General features: G+C 68.5%; 16 protein-coding genes. 11 read left to right on the top strand and 5 right to left on the bottom strand.

Annotated elements, in window-relative coordinates; all coding sequences use genetic code 11:
• The first annotated feature begins 398 nt into the window (after nucleotides 1-398).
• From ACTHQX_RS13490 to ACTHQX_RS13480, 3 genes are all read left to right on the top strand, one after another.
• Complete coding sequence (locus tag ACTHQX_RS13490; protein WP_440157703.1) at nucleotides 399-2,030, top strand: hypothetical protein; 1,632 nt, start codon at nucleotides 399-401, stop codon at nucleotides 2,028-2,030.
• 138 nt (nucleotides 2,031-2,168) lie between these two features.
• Nucleotides 2,169-2,993, top strand: coding sequence for an endonuclease III (gene nth / locus ACTHQX_RS13485; protein ID WP_440157785.1), 825 nt, complete (start codon nucleotides 2,169-2,171; stop codon nucleotides 2,991-2,993).
• The gene (locus ACTHQX_RS13480; protein ID WP_440157704.1) at nucleotides 2,990-3,667 is read left to right on the top strand and encodes an NUDIX hydrolase; all 678 of its coding nucleotides are present in this window, start codon (nucleotides 2,990-2,992) and stop codon (nucleotides 3,665-3,667) included. Before nth ends, ACTHQX_RS13480 begins: the two co-directional genes overlap by 4 nt.
• Nucleotides 3,668-3,726: 59 nt before the next feature.
• On the opposite strand, the gene ACTHQX_RS13475 is transcribed toward ACTHQX_RS13480, so the two are convergent.
• Together ACTHQX_RS13475 and ACTHQX_RS13470 are read right to left on the bottom strand one after the other, a co-directional pair.
• Complete coding sequence (locus ACTHQX_RS13475) at nucleotides 3,727-3,918, bottom strand: YegP family protein (protein WP_111902112.1); 192 nt, start codon at nucleotides 3,916-3,918, stop codon at nucleotides 3,727-3,729.
• A 331-nt stretch (nucleotides 3,919-4,249) separates the two neighbouring features.
• Nucleotides 4,250-6,073 carry a bifunctional 3'-5' exonuclease/DNA polymerase gene (locus tag ACTHQX_RS13470; protein ID WP_440157705.1) on the bottom strand — a complete coding sequence of 608 codons (1,824 nt, stop codon included), beginning with the start codon at nucleotides 6,071-6,073 and terminating at the stop codon, nucleotides 4,250-4,252.
• A 207-nt stretch (nucleotides 6,074-6,280) separates the two neighbouring features.
• On the opposite strand from ACTHQX_RS13470, the gene ssd reads away from it, so the two are divergent.
• The 7 genes from ssd to ACTHQX_RS13435 all read left to right on the top strand — a co-directional run bounded on the left by ssd (nucleotide 6,281) and on the right by ACTHQX_RS13435 (nucleotide 12,072).
• Complete coding sequence (ssd, locus tag ACTHQX_RS13465; RefSeq protein ID WP_440157706.1) at nucleotides 6,281-7,621, top strand: septum site-determining protein Ssd; 1,341 nt, start codon at nucleotides 6,281-6,283, stop codon at nucleotides 7,619-7,621.
• Nucleotides 7,622-7,740: 119 nt separating this feature from the next.
• Nucleotides 7,741-8,970: a TadA family conjugal transfer-associated ATPase gene (locus ACTHQX_RS13460; RefSeq protein ID WP_440157786.1), complete on the top strand. Its 1,230-nt coding sequence runs from the start codon at nucleotides 7,741-7,743 to the stop codon at nucleotides 8,968-8,970.
• 194 nt (nucleotides 8,971-9,164) lie between these two features.
• Entirely contained in the window at nucleotides 9,165-9,770 is a 606-nt protein-coding gene (locus tag ACTHQX_RS13455) for a hypothetical protein (protein WP_440157707.1), read from the top strand.
• A gap of 43 nt (nucleotides 9,771-9,813) precedes the next feature.
• Nucleotides 9,814-10,428, top strand: coding sequence for a type II secretion system F family protein (locus ACTHQX_RS13450; RefSeq protein ID WP_440157708.1), 615 nt, complete (start codon nucleotides 9,814-9,816; stop codon nucleotides 10,426-10,428).
• Nucleotides 10,429-10,832: 404 nt separating this feature from the next.
• The gene (locus ACTHQX_RS13445; RefSeq protein ID WP_236805052.1) at nucleotides 10,833-11,120 is read left to right on the top strand and encodes a DUF4244 domain-containing protein; all 288 of its coding nucleotides are present in this window, start codon (nucleotides 10,833-10,835) and stop codon (nucleotides 11,118-11,120) included.
• Between the two features lie 140 nt (nucleotides 11,121-11,260).
• Nucleotides 11,261-11,680, top strand: coding sequence for a TadE family type IV pilus minor pilin (locus tag ACTHQX_RS13440; RefSeq protein WP_440157709.1), 420 nt, complete (start codon nucleotides 11,261-11,263; stop codon nucleotides 11,678-11,680).
• Between the two features lie 41 nt (nucleotides 11,681-11,721).
• The gene (locus ACTHQX_RS13435) at nucleotides 11,722-12,072 is read left to right on the top strand and encodes an Rv3654c family TadE-like protein (protein ID WP_440157710.1); all 351 of its coding nucleotides are present in this window, start codon (nucleotides 11,722-11,724) and stop codon (nucleotides 12,070-12,072) included.
• A gap of 54 nt (nucleotides 12,073-12,126) precedes the next feature.
• On the opposite strand, the gene ACTHQX_RS13430 is transcribed toward ACTHQX_RS13435, so the two are convergent.
• On the bottom strand, nucleotides 12,127-14,523 hold the full coding sequence (locus tag ACTHQX_RS13430) for a DEAD/DEAH box helicase (RefSeq protein WP_440157711.1): 2,397 nt from the start codon (nucleotides 14,521-14,523) through the stop codon (nucleotides 12,127-12,129).
• 82 nt (nucleotides 14,524-14,605) lie between these two features.
• On the bottom strand, nucleotides 14,606-15,298 hold the full coding sequence (locus ACTHQX_RS13425; protein ID WP_440157712.1) for a GNAT family N-acetyltransferase: 693 nt from the start codon (nucleotides 15,296-15,298) through the stop codon (nucleotides 14,606-14,608).
• A gap of 124 nt (nucleotides 15,299-15,422) precedes the next feature.
• Here ACTHQX_RS13425 and trhO point away from each other — a divergent pair, with 124 nt between their 5' ends.
• The gene (gene trhO / locus ACTHQX_RS13420; protein WP_236805047.1) at nucleotides 15,423-16,316 is read left to right on the top strand and encodes an oxygen-dependent tRNA uridine(34) hydroxylase TrhO; all 894 of its coding nucleotides are present in this window, start codon (nucleotides 15,423-15,425) and stop codon (nucleotides 16,314-16,316) included.
• A 27-nt stretch (nucleotides 16,317-16,343) separates the two neighbouring features.
• Here trhO and ACTHQX_RS13415 read toward each other — a convergent pair whose 3' ends face one another.
• Nucleotides 16,344-16,904, bottom strand: a complete 561-nt coding sequence (locus ACTHQX_RS13415) for a hypothetical protein (RefSeq protein WP_440157713.1) — start codon at nucleotides 16,902-16,904, stop codon at nucleotides 16,344-16,346.
• Between the last annotated feature and the right edge of the window lie 80 nt (nucleotides 16,905-16,984).

The raw sequence follows: 16,984 nt of genomic DNA, 5'->3' as shown, positions 1-16,984 counted from the left end.
CCTCATCATTCATCGATCTTTCCTGCGCGGTGCGCCGGTCCCGGCCACTGCCCCGCCGCTGCACGGCGCCGGGCAACGGCCCGTCACGGATACACCGCAAAGAGCTGTTCCGAGACCAGACTAGCGCGTCAGGCATCTGCGCGTGGGCCCCGTCACATTAGGAGCCGCGAGCGGTGCCCATTTAGCGGTGAATGGTTCTGTGGGAGGCCTGTGCCGCTTCTGTGAGCACGCCGCACCGCGGCCAGTCAGCTAGTGAAGCACCCTCTACTTGGCTAGGCTGAGATGGACTCGTGACAGGGGCCGGAAGCAGCCAGACCGCTTGTCGGTCAGGCTCCGGCCGTAGGGCGGAACCACGCAGCGGACACCCGTCCGGGCGCCGCCACGCTAAGGAGAACAGAATGAATCAGCAAAGCCAGGGCCAGCCGGGCCCGGCCCGGCAAGACCCAGCCCAGCCGGGGCAGGGCCAGGCACCGCTTGGGGCGGGACCGTCCGGGCGGCCGGAAGCGCACAACGCGGCGCCGACTTTCATGAAGCAGCAGGGCGTGCGGAACGAGGCCGTTGCCGGACCTTTCACCGTCCGGGACCTGACCGTCTTCGCGGCCGCCCTTGTCCTCTTTATCGCATCCCTGATTCCGATGTTCGCTGTGCGCTACAACCTGTGGAACCTCGGAAGCCTGTTCTTCCTGGGGCTCGGTGTGGTGCTGCCGCTCATTGTTGCGGCGTTGTTTGTGGCCCGCCGGCTCGCCCCCGACACGAAGGTCCGCATCGGATCGCTTTCGGTGGACCAGTTCGGTTCTGTAGTGGCCTCGTTTGCGGTAGCCTTCTTCTTCCTGTCCGTTGCCGGCGCCTACACGCCCAGCCTGCTCGTGGGCCTGATCGGCTCGCTCGTGCTGCTGGCCGCCACAGTGCTGGCCAGGTTCATCCCGTTCTTCGCCGGTGACTTCCTGGACCGCTCCGACGTCCCGGCCCACGTCATGGCGCGTGACTCGGCCGTTCCCGTGCGGAAGCCGAAAGCCCCCAAGGAACCGAAAGCAGCCGCTTCTACGCCGGCTGCTGCCAAGCCGGGTACTTCTTCCGCCGGCGCTTCCGCTGGAGCCGCTTCGGCCGCTGTCTTCCCCGGCAGCGTTACTGGCGCAAGCGCGGGGCCAGAATCCCGCGGCCATGTGTCGCACGGTGCGACGGCGGTCGGCCAGCAGGGGCAGGGTGCGGCCCAGGCGGGAACTGCCGGCGCGGTAATTCCCGGTGCTACAGCTCCCATTGCCGGAGCAGCCGGAGCAGCCGGAGCAGCTGGTGTAGCGCCGGCGGCCGGAACATGGCCCGCGGCCAACGCGGCCAGCAGTGCCGCGGCGTCCCCGGAAACGGGACAGGCCGCCGTCGTGCAGGCAGGCGCAGAGCCCTCCGCGCAGACCGGGGGCGTCGCCGCGCAGACCGGGGGCGTCGCCGCGCAGACCGGGGGCGTCGCCGCGCAAACCGCGGCAGTGCCGTCCGCCAAGGCAGCCGGCGCGGACGTCCAACCGGCCACCCCGGAGGCCGAGCAGACCCGGCCGGACGCAGCCACGGTGCCCCCGGCGGCTGGCGCAGGAGCGGCCAGCCAAAAAGCTCCTGCAGCGGATGCTCCCGTGGCCGAGGCCAAGCCCGACGCTACCGCGCGGCAAGCAGAGGCGGCACGTGCAGCGGAGGCGGCACGTGAAGCAGAGGCGGCGCGGGCTGCCTCTGCCACGCCAGCCACCGCCGTCCACCCGAGGGTGGATGTGCAGCAGCAGGTGCGGTCGCAGGAGCCGATCGGCGCCACCGTCGACCCGGCAAGCCGGCCGGAGGAATCCGAACAGGAGCAGGTCCACGAGGCCTTCTGGTTCGCCGTCGCCCAGCACCGCACGGCCGTTGATGAGCGCACCGGCGCACCGCTGTTCGGCATCGAGCCGGGTGGCTGGGTCCTGGCACTGGAGGACCGCGGGGATGAATTCCTGGTCCAGCACACGGACGGCCGGGTGGGCGTCCTGCGCGACCTCAGCAACATCGAGCGCGGCTAGCCGGCCGCCGTGGCCGATTCCGCTTCGCGCCGGCGCGGCACGCCGGGCATCCCGGTGGCACCTGCTTCCGGGGACGCTCCCGCGGACGTCTCTGCGGAGACCCCCGCGGGCGTCTCCGGGGAGGCCCCCACGGAAATCATCGCCGCCGAAAGCGGGCCCGCGGCGAGCCCGCGGGCCCGCTCCGGCGAGTCGGCCCTGGCCCTGAAGCGCCGGGCGCGCAGGATCAACCGGGCCCTCGCCGAGCAATACCCGTACGCCCACGCCGAGCTCGACTTCCGGAACCCCTTCGAGCTCCTCGTGGCCACGGTGCTGTCCGCGCAGACCACGGACGTGACGGTCAACCTGATCACGCCGCTGCTCTTTTCCCGCTTTCCGGACGCCCGCGCCATGGCGGAAGCGGACACCGCCGAGCTGGAGGCCATCATCAAGCCGACGGGGTTTTTCCGCGCCAAGACACGGAACCTCCTCGCGCTGGCCAACCGCGTGGTGGACGAGTTCGACGGCGTGGTGCCCGGGCGGCTGGAAGACCTGGTGACGCTGCCGGGCGTCGGAAGGAAAACGGCGAACGTGGTGCTGGGCAATGCGTTCGGCGTTCCGGGGATTACGGTGGACACCCACTTCGGGCGACTGGCACGGCGCTTCGGCTGGACGGAATCGGACGACCCGGTCCGGATCGAGTCCGATGTGGCGGAACTGTTTGAGCCCAGGGACTGGACCATGCTGTCCCACCGGGTGGTCTTTCACGGCCGGCGGGTGTGCCATGCCCGCAAGCCGGCCTGCGGGGCCTGTGCCGTGGCCAACTGGTGCCCCAGCTTTGGGTCGGGCGAGACGAACCCCGCCAAGGCCGCGAAACTGCTGAAATACGAGCTGGCGCCCGGAAGCGAGGAGCTTCTGGCGAGGCTGCTGGCCGAGACCCACCGCGCCGCCGAGATCCGGATGGAATCACAGCGGAGGACGCCATGACGGCGCGCGAGGACCTGGTGGACCTCGTCGATTCGATCAGGGCGGGGACCGGTCCTGCCCGCAATCCCTACTGGCGCAAGCTGACCGTTGACGAGTCCGTTGCCCGTAAGGCGGCCGTCCTGATCCTTTTCGGCGCCTTGGACGATGTGCCCGCGGCCTCCGGCAAGCCGCTCGTGGCTGCCGACTTGGACGTCCTGCTCCTGGAACGCGCCCATACCCTCGATGACCATCCAGGCCAAGTGGCCTTTCCCGGCGGCGGCATCCATGTGGGGGAGACTCCGGTGGAGGCCGCCCTGCGGGAAGCGGAGGAGGAAACCGGGGTGGACCCCTCAGGCGTCGAAGTGCTGGGTGCCCTGCCGGAACTGGCCCTTCCGCGCGGAAACTTTCTGGTGACCCCGGTCCTGGCCTGGTGGGCCTCACCGTCGCCGGTCCGGGTGGTGGACTACGGCGAGTCCGCCCAGGTCTTCCGGGTGCCGGTCCGCGACCTGCTCGATCCCGAAAACCGCACCATGGCTGCCGTGACGCGCATGAACCAGACGTTCCAGAGCCCGGCATTCAACGTGAACAGCCTGGTGGTCTGGGGCTTCACGGGAATGATCCTGAACGAGCTGTTCGACCAGCTCGGCTGGGCCGTGCCCTGGGACAGGACCAGGCTTCACCCGCTGGATCTGTAGGCGGTACTGCCGACTTTGGCCGTTCCGGGCCGGTGCTTCCGCCGGCTACTCCGCCGCTGTCAGTGCTGCGATTTCCGCAGATCCACCACCAGGCCGGTGGCGGCGTTTTCGCGCAATGCGTTGATGCCTGCCACTACTCCGGAAACGCTCTTGAAGCGCGGCGACTCTGCCACGATGTTTCCGTCCCCATCGATGAGACGGAATTTGTAAGACTGATCGCTGTCCTGGTGAACTTCAAACTTGCCCGCCATTGGCGTGGAAACCCCCTGCTGATGCTTCGTCGCACGTGCCGGGCCAACTTATTGCCACTGCCCGGCCACCATAGAGCTTAGTGGCCACACCACACGAAGCGAACTACTCGCCGGTACATTACTCAGTACAACCGCACGTTCCATCTGTGACGGATGTGACTTCTGTTTCCCCTGGGAAGGAGCTATTGTCCTGCCGTCAGGCGGGCCGGCGGTGCCGCCGTGGGGCACTTTGGCGGTCCCGCCGTCGTCTATTACGACGGCGGGCGGCCTGTCCCGTGTCAAAGCGCCCCCCGTTTCGCTTCGGCTGGCTTCTCCGGGCGGGTGTCTGCGGCTACTTCGCGTTGTCGTAGGAATCGACGATGGCCACGCTCACGGGGAATTCGACCGGAATGGGGCCAAAGAGCAGCTCCTTGGCGGCGTTGGCGGCGTCCTCGATGGCCCGGATGCAGGCGTCCACGGCGGAGTCGGGGGCGTGGACCATCACCTCGTCGTGCAGGAAAAACACGAGTTCCCCCGTGGCTGAACCGTCGGCACGCATGGTGCGCAGCCGCCGTCGTAGTTCAGCCAGCCAACAGGCCGCCCAGTCCGCCGCGGACCCCTGGACAACGAAGTTCCGGGTGAACCGTCCGCGGGAACGCGCGATTGAGTCGGCACGGCGCTGTTCCTCTGCCGAGGTGGAGCGCTGGCTGAAGAACCACCGTTCCGACGGCGGCGGGCTGCTGCGTCCAAGGCGCGAGGTGACGGTCTTGCCGGCTTCGCCGTCGCGGGCGGCGCGCTCGACGAAGCCCACCGCGCGCGGGTAGGTCTTGGCCAGCTGCGGCATCAGGCGGCCTGCCTCGCCTGAGGTAGCCCCGTACATGGCGCCCAGTAGAGCCATTTTTGCCTTGCCCCGGTCGCCGCCGAACCCCTTGGCGGCGATCCCCGCGTACAGATCCTGGTCCCGGGCGGCCTCGGCCATGGACGAATCCTGCGCGAGCGCGGCGAGAACACGGGGTTCCAGCTGGGACGCGTCGGCCACGATGAGCTTGTGTCCCGGGTCTGCGTGCACGGCGCCGCGGACCTGGCGGGGGATCTGCAGTGCTCCGCCGCCGCGTGACGCCCAGCGGCCGGACACCACCCCACCCACCACGTATTCGGGCCGGAACCTCCCGTTCCGCACCCAGGCGTCCAGCCACGCCCAGCCGTTGGCGGTGTGCAGCCGTGACAGTTTCTTGTAGGCCAGCAGGGGCGCGATGGCCGGATGGCTGGATCCCTTCAGCTCCCATTGCCGGGTGGACTTCACCTCGATGCCGTTGCGGTGCAGGGCACGCATCAGCTCCTGCGGCGAGTCCGGATTGAGGCTCGGAGCGTTCAGCAGGCCCCGAAGTTCGGTGTTCAGGGCCTCGAGCTTGGCGGGGCGGTGGCCAAGCGGCGGCCGCGGGCCCAGGTGCTCGGCCAGGATGTGCTCGTGCAGTTCCTCCCGCCAGGGCACGCCGGCATGCTGCATCTCGGCCGCAACCAGGGCGCTGGCCGACTCGGCGGCGAGGAGGAGCTGGAGCCGCTGCCGCCGGTTGCCGTCACCTGCGCCGGCTGGTCCTGCGGCAACCGGTCCGGCGGCGGCTGCGAGGGCCTCCTGCTGGGCAGCGTATTCGGCGCGCAGCTCGGCCAGGGTCTGCCGCGGTTGGGTTGCCGTGCCCGGGTCGTCGAAGAGGGCGCCCTGGTCCGCGGGCGGAGGGGGCGGCTGGAGCATCCGGGGCGGCTGCAGCTCGTCGTCCTGCGTGAGTTTCTCGGCGTTTTTGGCGTACCGGGTGTGGGCCGTGAACTCGGAATGGGCCAGGATGGCGCCGCACAGGGAGAGGTCGTAGCAGCGTTCCACGTCGACGCCCGCCGCCAGCAGCGACGGGTACCAGTCCTGGGTGCGGTGCCAGATCCAGCGCGGGCGCCGCTTCTCGAGCTCGCGGACGACGGCGGCCAGCCCGGTTCCGCTGCCGGGCGCGGTTGGCGCTCCGGTCTCGGGCGCCGTTTGGGACGCCACCGGTGGCGGGGCTTCCTCGAGGGCTCCCGGCGGGGTCAGGCTGACGATCCGTGGCTCCGGATTGGCGGGGTGGGGGCGGCCTGCTGCCGTGAGTTCCTGTATGGCTGCGCCGTCAGGGTGGGCGGCGAGCAACAGATACATAGGTCCAATTCTGCCCTGCCGCCACGCTGTTTGGCGTCGTGCACGGCGTCTCGTGCGCCACCGGATTGTCCGCATGGTCCCCGCACTGTCCTCTGCCTCTTGTCCTCCACAGGGGCCGGGCCTTCCTCGCTCGATGCGGGAGCCGGTTTTTCCACATACACCCATCCGTCTCTGACGGGCGGCCGGTCTTTTGGGCACAGTTACTGCATGAGCAGGCACCACGCCCGTAACCGGCGACTCCCATCAGACCCGGATACCGCGCTGCCGCATACCACGCTGCCGGATGCTGCGCCCCCGGAAGTCAGGCCGCCCGGTGCTGCGACGCCCGGTGCTGCGGCGCCCGGTGCCGACGGTGCCGGTGCAGGGCCGGCGCGCGGTTTCCCGGACGGACCCTCACCGGCGCTTCGGAGCAGCCGGCGGCCAGCGGCCCGGCCCAGGCCCGCGCAGGCGGAGTCACTGACCGGCACTGAACCCCGAACCTGGCTCCCCGCTGACGCCGGCGACGTCCTGCTGGTCACGGTATCTGAGTTCCTGCGGGGTGAAGTGGAACGGATTGTTGCAGCTGCCGGAGGGCGGCTGCGGGTGGTGGACGACGTGGCGGAGGCTGCGCCATTCTGGGATTCCGCCGCCGACGTCCTGGTAGGCAGCGACGTCCGTGAACTGCCGCCCCGGCGCCGTGCCCCTGCCGTCCTCGTCGGGCTGAGCGGGGAAGGGGATACTCTCTGGCATCTGGGCGCTGCGCTGGGGGCACAACGCGTCGCCGTTCTTCCCGACGCTGCCGCCTGGCTGGCCGAGTACCTCAGCCGGTCTCGTTCACCGGAGGCCGGAGGCCTGGTGCTGGGCATCACCGGGGGCTGCGGAGGGGCAGGCGCCACCACCGCGGCGGCGTGGCTCGCGCAGGCCGCAGCTGAACTGGGTGCCAGGGTCCTGCTCGTCGACGCCGATCCCTGGGGCGGCGGACTCGAACTGGCTCTGGCCGCGGAGGAGTCCCCGGGTCTGCGCTGGCCGGACCTGGCCGATGCCAGTGGCAGCATTGATCCGCAGCAGCTTGCGGACGCCTTACCCGTCGCCGGCGGGTTCTCATTTCTGTCCTGGCCCGGAAGCAGGGAACGGCCTCCGCTCGTGGACCCAGTTACCGTGGGAAACGTCCTCGACGCCGCGCGGCGGGGCTACGAGGTGGTGATTGTCGATATTGGCCGCAACGCTGAGCCGCTGCGCACGTTCGCCTGGGATTGCGACCGCCTCCTCGTCGTCGTACCGGCCCAGCTGAAGGCTGCAGTCGCCGCCGCCAGACTGCTGGAGGAGCTTCCGCCGGTCGAATCGGCCCTGGTCATCAGGGGAAAGGCCGGGGTTGCCCTTGACGCCACGCTGGTTGCCGAATCCGTGGGGCTCCCCCTGCACGGAGTGATGCCGGAAGTGCGGGGGACGGCCTCGGCCACGGAGCTGGGCCGCCTGCTCGACCAGGGCAGGCGGAAGTCTGTTCGGCGTTTCGCGTCGTCGGTGCTGGGCCTCCTCGCCGGCGACCTGCAGGCAGAGGACCTCAGGTGAGTGCCCATCTGGGTGTGCCCCTGGCCGGCGCCGATGGCGGGCGTGCCGCCCCCGGGCTTCGTGGTGCATCGGCTTCCCGTGCCGCGGAGGCAGCCGGGCGCCGTCGTGCCACCCGGGTCTTGGATGCAGGGCTTCTCGAGACGGTCCGCGAGTCGGTCATGGCCGACGCCGGGCCAGTGACTCCGTCACGGGTGGCGGCCGCGGTGCAGGCCACCGGGAAACTGCTCGGCACAGCCGGCTCCCTCGCCGCCGCTGAACGCATCAGCGCTGAGCTCAATGGCCTCGGGCCGCTGCAGCACCTGGTCCGGGACCCGACGGTCACGGACATCTTCGTGAACGCCCCGGACTCCGTCTGGCTGGACAGGGGCCGCGGCATCGAACGGACAACCGTGACCTTCGCAGGGGAGGCCCAGCTCAGGGCTCTTGCCGCCAGGCTGGTGGCATCGGGCGGCAGGCGGCTCGACGACGGATCGCCGTGCGTGGATGTGCGGCTTGAAGGCGGCTACCGGGTCCATGCCGTCCTGCCGCCCATCTCGGCGGCGGGGACGCTGCTCAGCATCAGGATCCGGCGGGAACAGGTCTTCACCGTGGACGAGCTCCGGGACGGGGGCATGTTTGGGCCCCTGGTTCAATGCGTACTGGAACGGATGGTGGAGCAGCGGCTGAGCTTCTTGGTCAGCGGAGCCACCGGCTCCGGAAAAACGACCCTCCTGTCCACCTTGCTGGGGCTCTGCCATCCCGGGGAGCGGCTGGTCCTGATTGAGGACGCCTCGGAGTTGAATCCGGTGCACCCGCACGTGGTTTCCCTGGAGTCGCGGCACGGCAACCTCGAGGGAGGCGGCGCCGTGGACCTCGGGGAACTGGTTCGCCAGGCCCTGAGGATGCGGCCGGACCGCCTGATCGTGGGAGAGTGCCGGGGTGCCGAGGTGCGCGAACTACTGACGGCCATGAACACGGGCCACACAGGAGGTGGCGGCACCATCCACGCCAACGCCGCAGGTGCGGTTCCGGCCCGGCTCACGGCTCTCGGAGCCCTGGCCGGGCTTGGGCAGGATGCGGTCCGGCTGCAGGTTGCCAGCGCCCTTGACGTGGTGGTGCATGTGGCCCGGTCGAGGCGCGGACGCTACGTAGCGTGCATCGGCGTCCTGGCCGAGCGGCCGGGTGGCCTCGACGTCGCCGTGGCCTTGGACGTTTCAGCCGGCAGGCCAGTTCCCGGGCCTGCGTGGGAGGTCCTTGCCCAGCGCCTGGCCCTCGATCCAGGCTTAGCCCTGGATCCGGCTCTGGCTCCTGAGGCAGGCGCCGTCCCCGTTGCCGGCCTGGCCCGCGACTCCGTCCCCGGTGCAGCATGACCGGGGTCTTTGTGGGTGTCCTTGCGCTTGCCGCGTGGCTGATCCTGAGCCCTGCGCGTGGGCCACTTCGGCGGGCACGCAGCGCCTTCGGCCTGGGTGGCGCAACCGGCGGCGGTGTTCGCCGCGGCGGTAGGCCCGTCACGACGGGCCGGGGCGGTTTCGGCCTCGCCCGGGGCCGCCGCAGGGAGTCAACCGTGTCCCTGACGGTTGTGGTTCAGCAGCTGGCTGCCCTGCTGAAGGGCGGCCGGTCTCCTTCTCGCCTGTGGGACGAACTGTGGCGGCTTTACGTGGAGCAGGGGTCTGCAGGTGACGACGCCCGCCAGCCACGGCTCAGCCCCGGCTCGGCAGCCGCACTGTCAGCCGCCCGGGGAGCGGCCCTGCGGGGAGCGCCGGTGGCGGACGCAATACGGTCAGCAAGTTCGCCCTCGCGGCCTGGAGCCGGAGGCCGAGAGTCGCGGATATGGGCTGAGTTGGCAGCCTGCTTCGACATAGCGGCCGCCAGCGGCTGTCCACTGGCTGACGTCCTGACGCGCTTTGCGGCCCAGCTGGAGGTGGAAGACGACGCTGAAGCAGCCCGGCAGACGGCGCTCGCCGGACCGAAGGCGACGGTGGCACTGCTCACCTGGCTCCCTCTGCTGGGACTGGGACTGGGTGTCTGCCTGGGCGTGGACCCGCTGGCGATGTTGCTGGGCACGCCGTTCGGGATGGCTGCGCTGGTTGCGGGGATAGGACTGACCGCTGCTGGCCGCATTTGGTCCGCGAGGCTCGTCCGGGCAGCGGCCGGCGAGGCTGCGTCATGATCACCCGACAGCCGGGCATCCGCTGCATGACCGGAACTGTGCAATGAGCGGATCGGTTCTGGCTGCTGCCCTTGTCTCCCTGGCACTGGCTGCCGCCGCGGGCCTCGCTTTCAGCCGAACCGTTCACGGGAGATCAGGGCTCCTCCGCCAACGCGGCGATGCGGCGGGCAACGGTATTGCAGATGGGGAGGAGGATCCCCAAGAGCGCGCAGGGCAGTCCCCGGGATTGCGGGATATTGCCATGATGCTCGAGCTGATTGCCGCCATGCTCCATGCAGGTGCGGGTATCGGACGAGCCTTGGAACTGGTGGCCGCTGCGGCCGCACCTGAGTTCGGCCGCACCCTGCGGCCGGTCGTGGGGGCCATGGCCATTGGTGCCGACTGGGAGACGGCATGGCGGAGTACAGACGTGCGCTCGCCGGAGATACTGGCCCTGCGCGACGCCTTGGGCTTCGCCGCGCTGACTGGTGCGCCGTCGTCGTCCATCCTTTATGCCCAGGCGGCCAGAATGAGGCGGGAAGGCTTCCGGGCCGCGGAGAAGCGCGCGGCCTCCCTTGGAGTCAAGCTGGTGGTGCCGCTGGGGCTTTGTTCGCTGCCGGCGTTCATATGCCTCGGAGTCGTTCCAGTGCTGCTCGCACTGATGCCATCGGGCGGCTGAGTCCACTCAGGAAGCTGAGGCTTTTCACGCAGCGAAGCCCGGTTGGTGCGTGAGACCGCGCCGCTGTCGCCTGCGCCCGCGCGTCCCGCGGGCGCTCGCATATTGCTTCGCGCCACATCGTCCCGCGGGACTGGCACATTCTTCCGCAGTCGGAACTGACGCCACAAGCCTTTTGCACTGCCACGTGCGTAGCGCTGCCATGCATTACCGCCCTCTCGAATGTCGACGTTGCCGCGCGTGCAGACTGCCCGTGCGGCCACCGCGGATCCACCGGTACTCTCCCTCCACATGCGGCCGATCCGGTCGCTTTTCCACTTAGGAAAGGTCAACCCTTACCGGTCCCGGCGGCGGACGGGAGAGTCGAATGCACCGGCAACCCGCCGGGACTCCAGAAAGGAAATTTCATGTCCCTCAACCACCACAGCACGGGTGAAGCCGCCCGGCCCTTGCGCCAGGACTCCGAAGAAGCCGATGTGCTGGAGATCTACCCGGGAGCCAGCATGGCGCCGCGGGTGAAGCCACGGCCACGCGGGCGTTTCTTGGGCTCGGAGGCCGGCATGGCGACTGCCGAATATGCCATCGCCACGCTGGCGGCGGTAGGCTTCGCCGGGATCCTCGTGTTTATCCTGCGAAGCGACGAAGTCCGTGGCTTCCTGCTCAACCTGATCCGTACGGCGCTGGCCCTGCCGTGACACCCGCTCCGCAGACCCCGCAGGCGGCCGGACTTGTGTCCTGCCGGCAGCACAGGAACGCAACCGGAGATGAGGCCGGCAGCCGCGGACAGGGGAAGGCCCCCGGCGCTGAGAGCGATCACGGGAACAGCCGCGGCGCGGTGACCGCTGAGTTTGCGGTGGCTCTTCCGGCGGTCCTGCTGCTTCTGGCGATGCTGCTGGCGGGGTCTGCGGCGGGGATCACCCAGCTGCGGCTGGAGGATGCGGCCCGGGCCGCTGCCAGGGCACTCGCCAGAGGGGAGGACCCCGCCGCCGTCGACGGTATTGTCCGGAAGCTGGCCGGCCCTTCGGCGTCGTTGGCCGTCGTGCCCGGCGGCGAATGGATGAGCGTCACAGTCTCCGACCGGGCGGCGGGGCCTGTGGGCCGGATGGTGCCGTGGACGCTGTCCGCCAGGGCCGAGGCGCGCAGCGAAACGGCATCATCGGCTCCGGCTCCGGAAACGGCTCCGAGAACCGTGCAGCTGGTGCGGGCGGTGCCGGCCGAGCTTGGATACGGCCTTCCTGTCGGGCGGCCCCTATGAACCGGCGGCGCAAACAGCCCCTCGGCCAGCATAGGAATCCGGTGCCGGGAGTCGGGTCCGAACGCGGATCGGGCACTGTGCTGGCCGCGGGGCTCGGCATGGTGCTTGTCATGGTCATGTCCCTGCTCCTCCTGCTGGCGCAGGCGTCGGCAGCGGCATCCAAGGCAGCCGCGGCGGCCGACCTCGCCGCGTTGGCCGCGGCTGACGCGCTCCGGGGTGTTTCAGCCGGGGAGCCCTGCCTCGTGGCGGCCGAGGTGGCTGCCCGCCACAAGGCAACGCTCACCAGCTGCACCGCGGGAGGCGACCAGTCTGTCGAAGTCAGCACCGAGCTGCCTGCCGGGCCCGTCCTGGGCGTCGCCACCGGCCGCGCCAGGGCGGGACCGCCGCCCTAACTTAGCCGCCGTTCGTCGCCCGGACAGTGTTTGTTTCCCTGGACCGTTCGTTCCCTAGACCGCGTTCGGCGCCGCCGCGTCCGCCCAGGAATCCTCTGGAGCTGCCGCGTCACGCGCGTCTTTCAGCAGGACATCGATCAGCGTGACGGCGGCGTCCTTGTCCAACGGGTTGTTCTTGTTCCCGCATTTGGGAGACTGCACGCAGGAAGGGCAACCTGATTCGCACTCGCAGGCCTCGATCGCGTCCCGCGTGGCCGAGAGCCACACTTTGGCTTTCTCGAAGCCCCGCTCGGCAAAGCCAGCGCCGCCGGGGTGCCCGTCGTACACGAAAATCGTCGGCACACCGGTGTCGGCATGGATTGCGGTCGAAACCCCGCCGATGTCCCAGCGGTCGCTCGAGGCAACCAGTGGCAGCAGGCCGATGGCGGCGTGCTCGGCCGCGTGGAGGGCTCCGGGGAACTGCGCTTCGATAAGGCCGGCGCCTGTGAGTGACCGGTTCTCCACCACAAACCACACGGCCTTCGTAAACAGGTCCCTGGCTCCCAGTTCGAGGGGTTCCTCGCCCAGGACTTCATTGGAAATCAGGGCCTTCCGCTGAAAGGAAACTACTTGCGTTGTGACCTTGACGTCCCCGAAGTGCACGGCGACATCGCCCCACTGCTCCGTCCGTTGGGTCTCGAGCACCTCGATCTGCGTGATGTCCCGGGCAGTCGTGTAGTAGTCGGGGTTGGCCCGCCGTACAACCACGCAGTGATCGTCCTCGTCCAGGTCCTCCACCACATAGCTGGCGCCCTGATGGACGTACACGGCCCCCGTGTGCGCCTGGTAGTGCGTCTGCGGCGAATCCATGGTTCCCAGCAGCGAACCCGTGTCGGCATCCACGATGCTCACCGGCCCGCCGCCGTCGGCCCGCAGGTTCACCATGGCGGCCGCGCTCTGCGGGTGGGTCCAGAACCAGCCGGCCGGGCGCCGCCGCAGATATCCCTGGGCTACCAGCTGCCCAAGGAGTTTCTCTGCTGTGGCGCCGAACAGCGGCAGCTCGGCCACGCCGAGCGGGAGCTCAGCGGCGGCGGCACAGAGGTGCGGCCCCAAAACATAGGGGTTGGACGGATCAATGACAGTCGCCTCAACGGACACATCGAAGATGGCTTCCGGATGGTTGACAAGGTAGGTGTCCAGCGGATCATCGCTGGCCACGAAGGCGGCGATGGCGTCCTGTCCGGCACGGCCCGCCCGGCCGATCTGCTGGAAAAGGGACGCCCTGGTGCCGGGCCAACCGGCCACGAGCACTGCGTCGAGCCCTGAGATGTCGATGCCCAGTTCGAGGGCGGAAGTACTCGAAATGCCCAGCAACTGCCCGGTCCGCAGCGCCCTTTCCAAGGCGCGGCGTTCCTCCGGGAGGTATCCGGAACGGTAGGCCGCCACGCGTTGCGGCAGGCTTGGGTCGACTTCGTCCAGGAGCCGCTTGGTGATGGAAGAGATGGTTTCGGCGCCGCGCCGGGATTTGATGAAAGCGATGGTCCGGATCCGGGACGAGACAAGGTTGGCGAGAAGGTCGGCGGTCTCGGCCACTGCCGTCCGGCGTTCCTTCGCCCCGTTTTCGCCGCGCACCTCGCTGAGCGCGGGTTCCCAGAACGCCACCGTCGTGGACCCGTGCGGCGATGAGTCTTCCGATACTGCCTGGACGCCGGCGCCAATGAGCCGGCCAAAGGACTTTTCCGGTTCGGAAGCGGTGGCGGACGCCGCAATGAACACCGGTCCGGCGGAGCTGCCATCGGCCGCGTAGTAAGCGCAGATACGGCGCAGCCGGCGCATCAGGTTGGCCACATGGGAGCCGAAGACACCACGGTAGCTGTGCGCCTCGTCCACGATCACGTAGCGCAGGCGGCGGAAGAACCCCGCCCACCAGGCATGGTTCGGCAGGATGCCGAAGTGCAGCATGTCGGGGTTGGCCAGAATGAAGTTGGCGTGGTCGCGGATCCAGCGGCGGGAGGCCTGATCGGTGTCGCCGTCGTAGGTTTCAGCCCGGACGGTGGGCAGATTCAGGGACCGGATGGCCGCGAGCTGGTCAGCAGCCAGCGCCTTGGTGGGGGATAGGTAGAGCGTCACTGCGCCATCGTCGTGGATTTTTCCGGGGTCCGACAGGACACGTAGTTCGGACCGGTGGATCGCATCCAGCGCCGGCAGCTGGTAGGCCAGGGATTTCCCGGACGCCGTCCCGGTTGCAATCACCACGTGTCCGCCGCCGTGGGCAATGTCCGCCGCCCGGATCTGATGCCGGTAGGGCTGGTGGATGCCGAGTTTGCCGTAGGCTGCGACAAGGTCCGGGTGTGCCCAGGCCGGCCACGGTTCATGCACGGCGTTGCGGGCCGAGATGGTCCGCACGTGCCGTAGCTGCTCCGGGTCCGGGCCGCGGCCCAGCAACGGAATCAGCGAGTCATGGGGGTTCACCCCAACATTGTTTCATCCGCGCAAAAATCGCCTGCACAGAACAGTGCAACGGCGCAGAACAGTGAACCGGCAGTGGGGAGGGTCAGACCACGGAGAGGTCGGAGCCCTCATCGGAGGCGGAGAGCATCAGGACGTGGCACACCGAGGACCAGCCCAGATGTGAATACAGCTTCTGCCCGTCCAGGGATGCCAGCAGAAGACCGTCCTCCACATCGTGCGAAAACGCCTGCGCCGCCAGCGCCTTCATGATGAAGCTGCCCAGGCCCCGGCGCTGGAAGGAGGGTTCGGTGACGATCTTGTCGAACACCGCGGTGCCGTTGATGACCACCACGCGGCCGCTCACGGCCAGCGTGTCGCCGGACCGTACTTCGGCAAAGTGGACGCCATCGGACTCCCACGTCTTCAGGGACAGGTCGTCGTCCGAGAGCCACGGGTCCTCGGAATCCTGCGTTTCCATGTCCACTACCATCATGGTCTGGGACGCTGACGTGGCGTTGAGGTTGTATCGTTCAGCCAGGAGCTTGTAGCGCCCCACATCATTGGTCAGGATGGTCAGGACCCGCTGAGGGGCCTCGGCAGTCTTCGCCGCCAGGTCCGCGAACTCGGCGTCCGTCGGGTCAGAAGCGAAGTACTCCCAGTCCCCGGTCGTGTCCGCACGCAGGGCGGCGGGGAACCGTCCCTCGGTGCGCGTCTCATAGCCCCGGCAACCAGCCCAACCGGCTACCCAGACTTCAAGCAGATGAGTGATGTCTCCAACCATGGCTTCTGGCGTCATGTGATGAGAGTATTCCAGCGCTGTCATAAGCAACAGGGCTTGGGCGCTTGCTTATGCAATTGTGATAGGACGCTCTTCCCGGGTCCGAATCCGTCCCCGGCGGCCACCAAGTACCCTTAAATACGTGGCTTTGAACCGAATCGTACTCTTTTACGGCTTTACTCCCCTCGCAGACCCGGACGCTGTTCGGCTCTGGCAGCGTGCCCTATGCGAAAAGCTCGGCCTGACCGGACGGATCCTCATCTCCAAGGACGGCATCAACGCCACCGTCGGCGGGGAGATCGGGGCCGTCAAGCAGTACGTGAAAACCACCCGTGAATACCGGGGCTTCCACGGTATCGACGTCAAGTGGTCCGACGGCGGTGCGGAGGACTTCCCCCGCCTGAGCGTCAAGGTCCGCGATGAAATTGTCTCGTTCGGTGCGCCCGGCGAACTGAAGGTGGACGATAACGGCGTCGTGGGAGGCGGGACGCATCTGCTGCCCGAGGAACTCCACGAACTCGTCGACGCGAGGAAGGCCAGCGGCCAGGACGTCGTGTTCTTTGACGGCCGCAACGCCTTTGAAGCACAGATCGGCAAGTTCAAGGACGCCGTTGTCCCTGACGTCGCCACCACCCACGACTTCATCACCGAGCTCGACTCCGGCAAGTACGACCATCTCAAGGACCAGCCCGTCGTCACGTACTGCACCGGAGGCATCCGCTGCGAGGTGCTGTCCAGCCTCATGGTGAACCGCGGCTTTAAAGAGGTGTACCAGCTGGACGGCGGCATCGTGCGCTACGGTGAAAAGTTCAAGGACCAGGGCCTCTGGGAAGGCTCCTTGTACGTCTTCGACAAACGCATGCACCTCGAATTCAGTGAGGATGCCAAGACCATCGGCGAGTGCGTCCGGTGCCAGACGCCCACGAGCAAGTTCGAGAACTGCTCGAACCCGAGCTGCCGCACGCTCACCCTTTACTGCGCCGCGTGCGCGGCCAACCCCGAGACGCTGCGCTGCCCGGACGGCTGCGCGGCCTGAACTGCCGGGACGGCTAAAGCCGTTGCATCAGATCCGGCTGATCCGGTAGGCGAAATTGGCGTCCGATCGCACCTCCACCGTCACCCGAAGCACGGAGTCCTTGGACAGGTGCACCACATTGACGCGGGACGAGCCGCAACGGAGGCTCAGGTCAACCAGGGCGAACTCGGAGTCGCGGACAGTGAATGAGACCCGCCGCTTGCTCCGGCAGGCGAGGGTAAGGGAGTACGTGCCGCTCGGCAGCTGGCCGGTGGATTCCGTCTTGCTGTGTCCCCTCTCAACGCTGCCGTAGTTCGTCTTGAAAACCTGTCCCTCGGCGTCAGGCATGACTTCCTTCGCCCATTCGGTGAGCTCCTCGCCCGACACCGGCACGTTCTCCAGCGGGTCCCGGGGCAACACGGGATCGGTCACCACAGGGGCCTCTGGAAGTTCGCCGCGGCCGTCATCATAGCTGTATTCACAGCCGCCCAGGACGGTGGCAACCAGCACAAAGAAAAGCACGACGGCGGCTGCCGGCGCCCGCAGCCAAAGCGTGCGTTGCGCCCGCCCCGGGAAACGATGCGCGGAGGCCATCCGCACCGTGGGCATACCCCGACTTTAGGCCTGCCGGAGGCGCCGGTACAGATGGCAATCCTCGGCGGAGCAAATTATGCCGGGCTGTCCCGGAG

Source organism: Arthrobacter sp. SAFR-023, from assembly GCF_051965295.1.
GTDB lineage: Bacteria > Actinomycetota > Actinomycetes > Actinomycetales > Micrococcaceae > Arthrobacter.
This window is presented reverse-complemented; position numbering and strand designations above follow the sequence as displayed.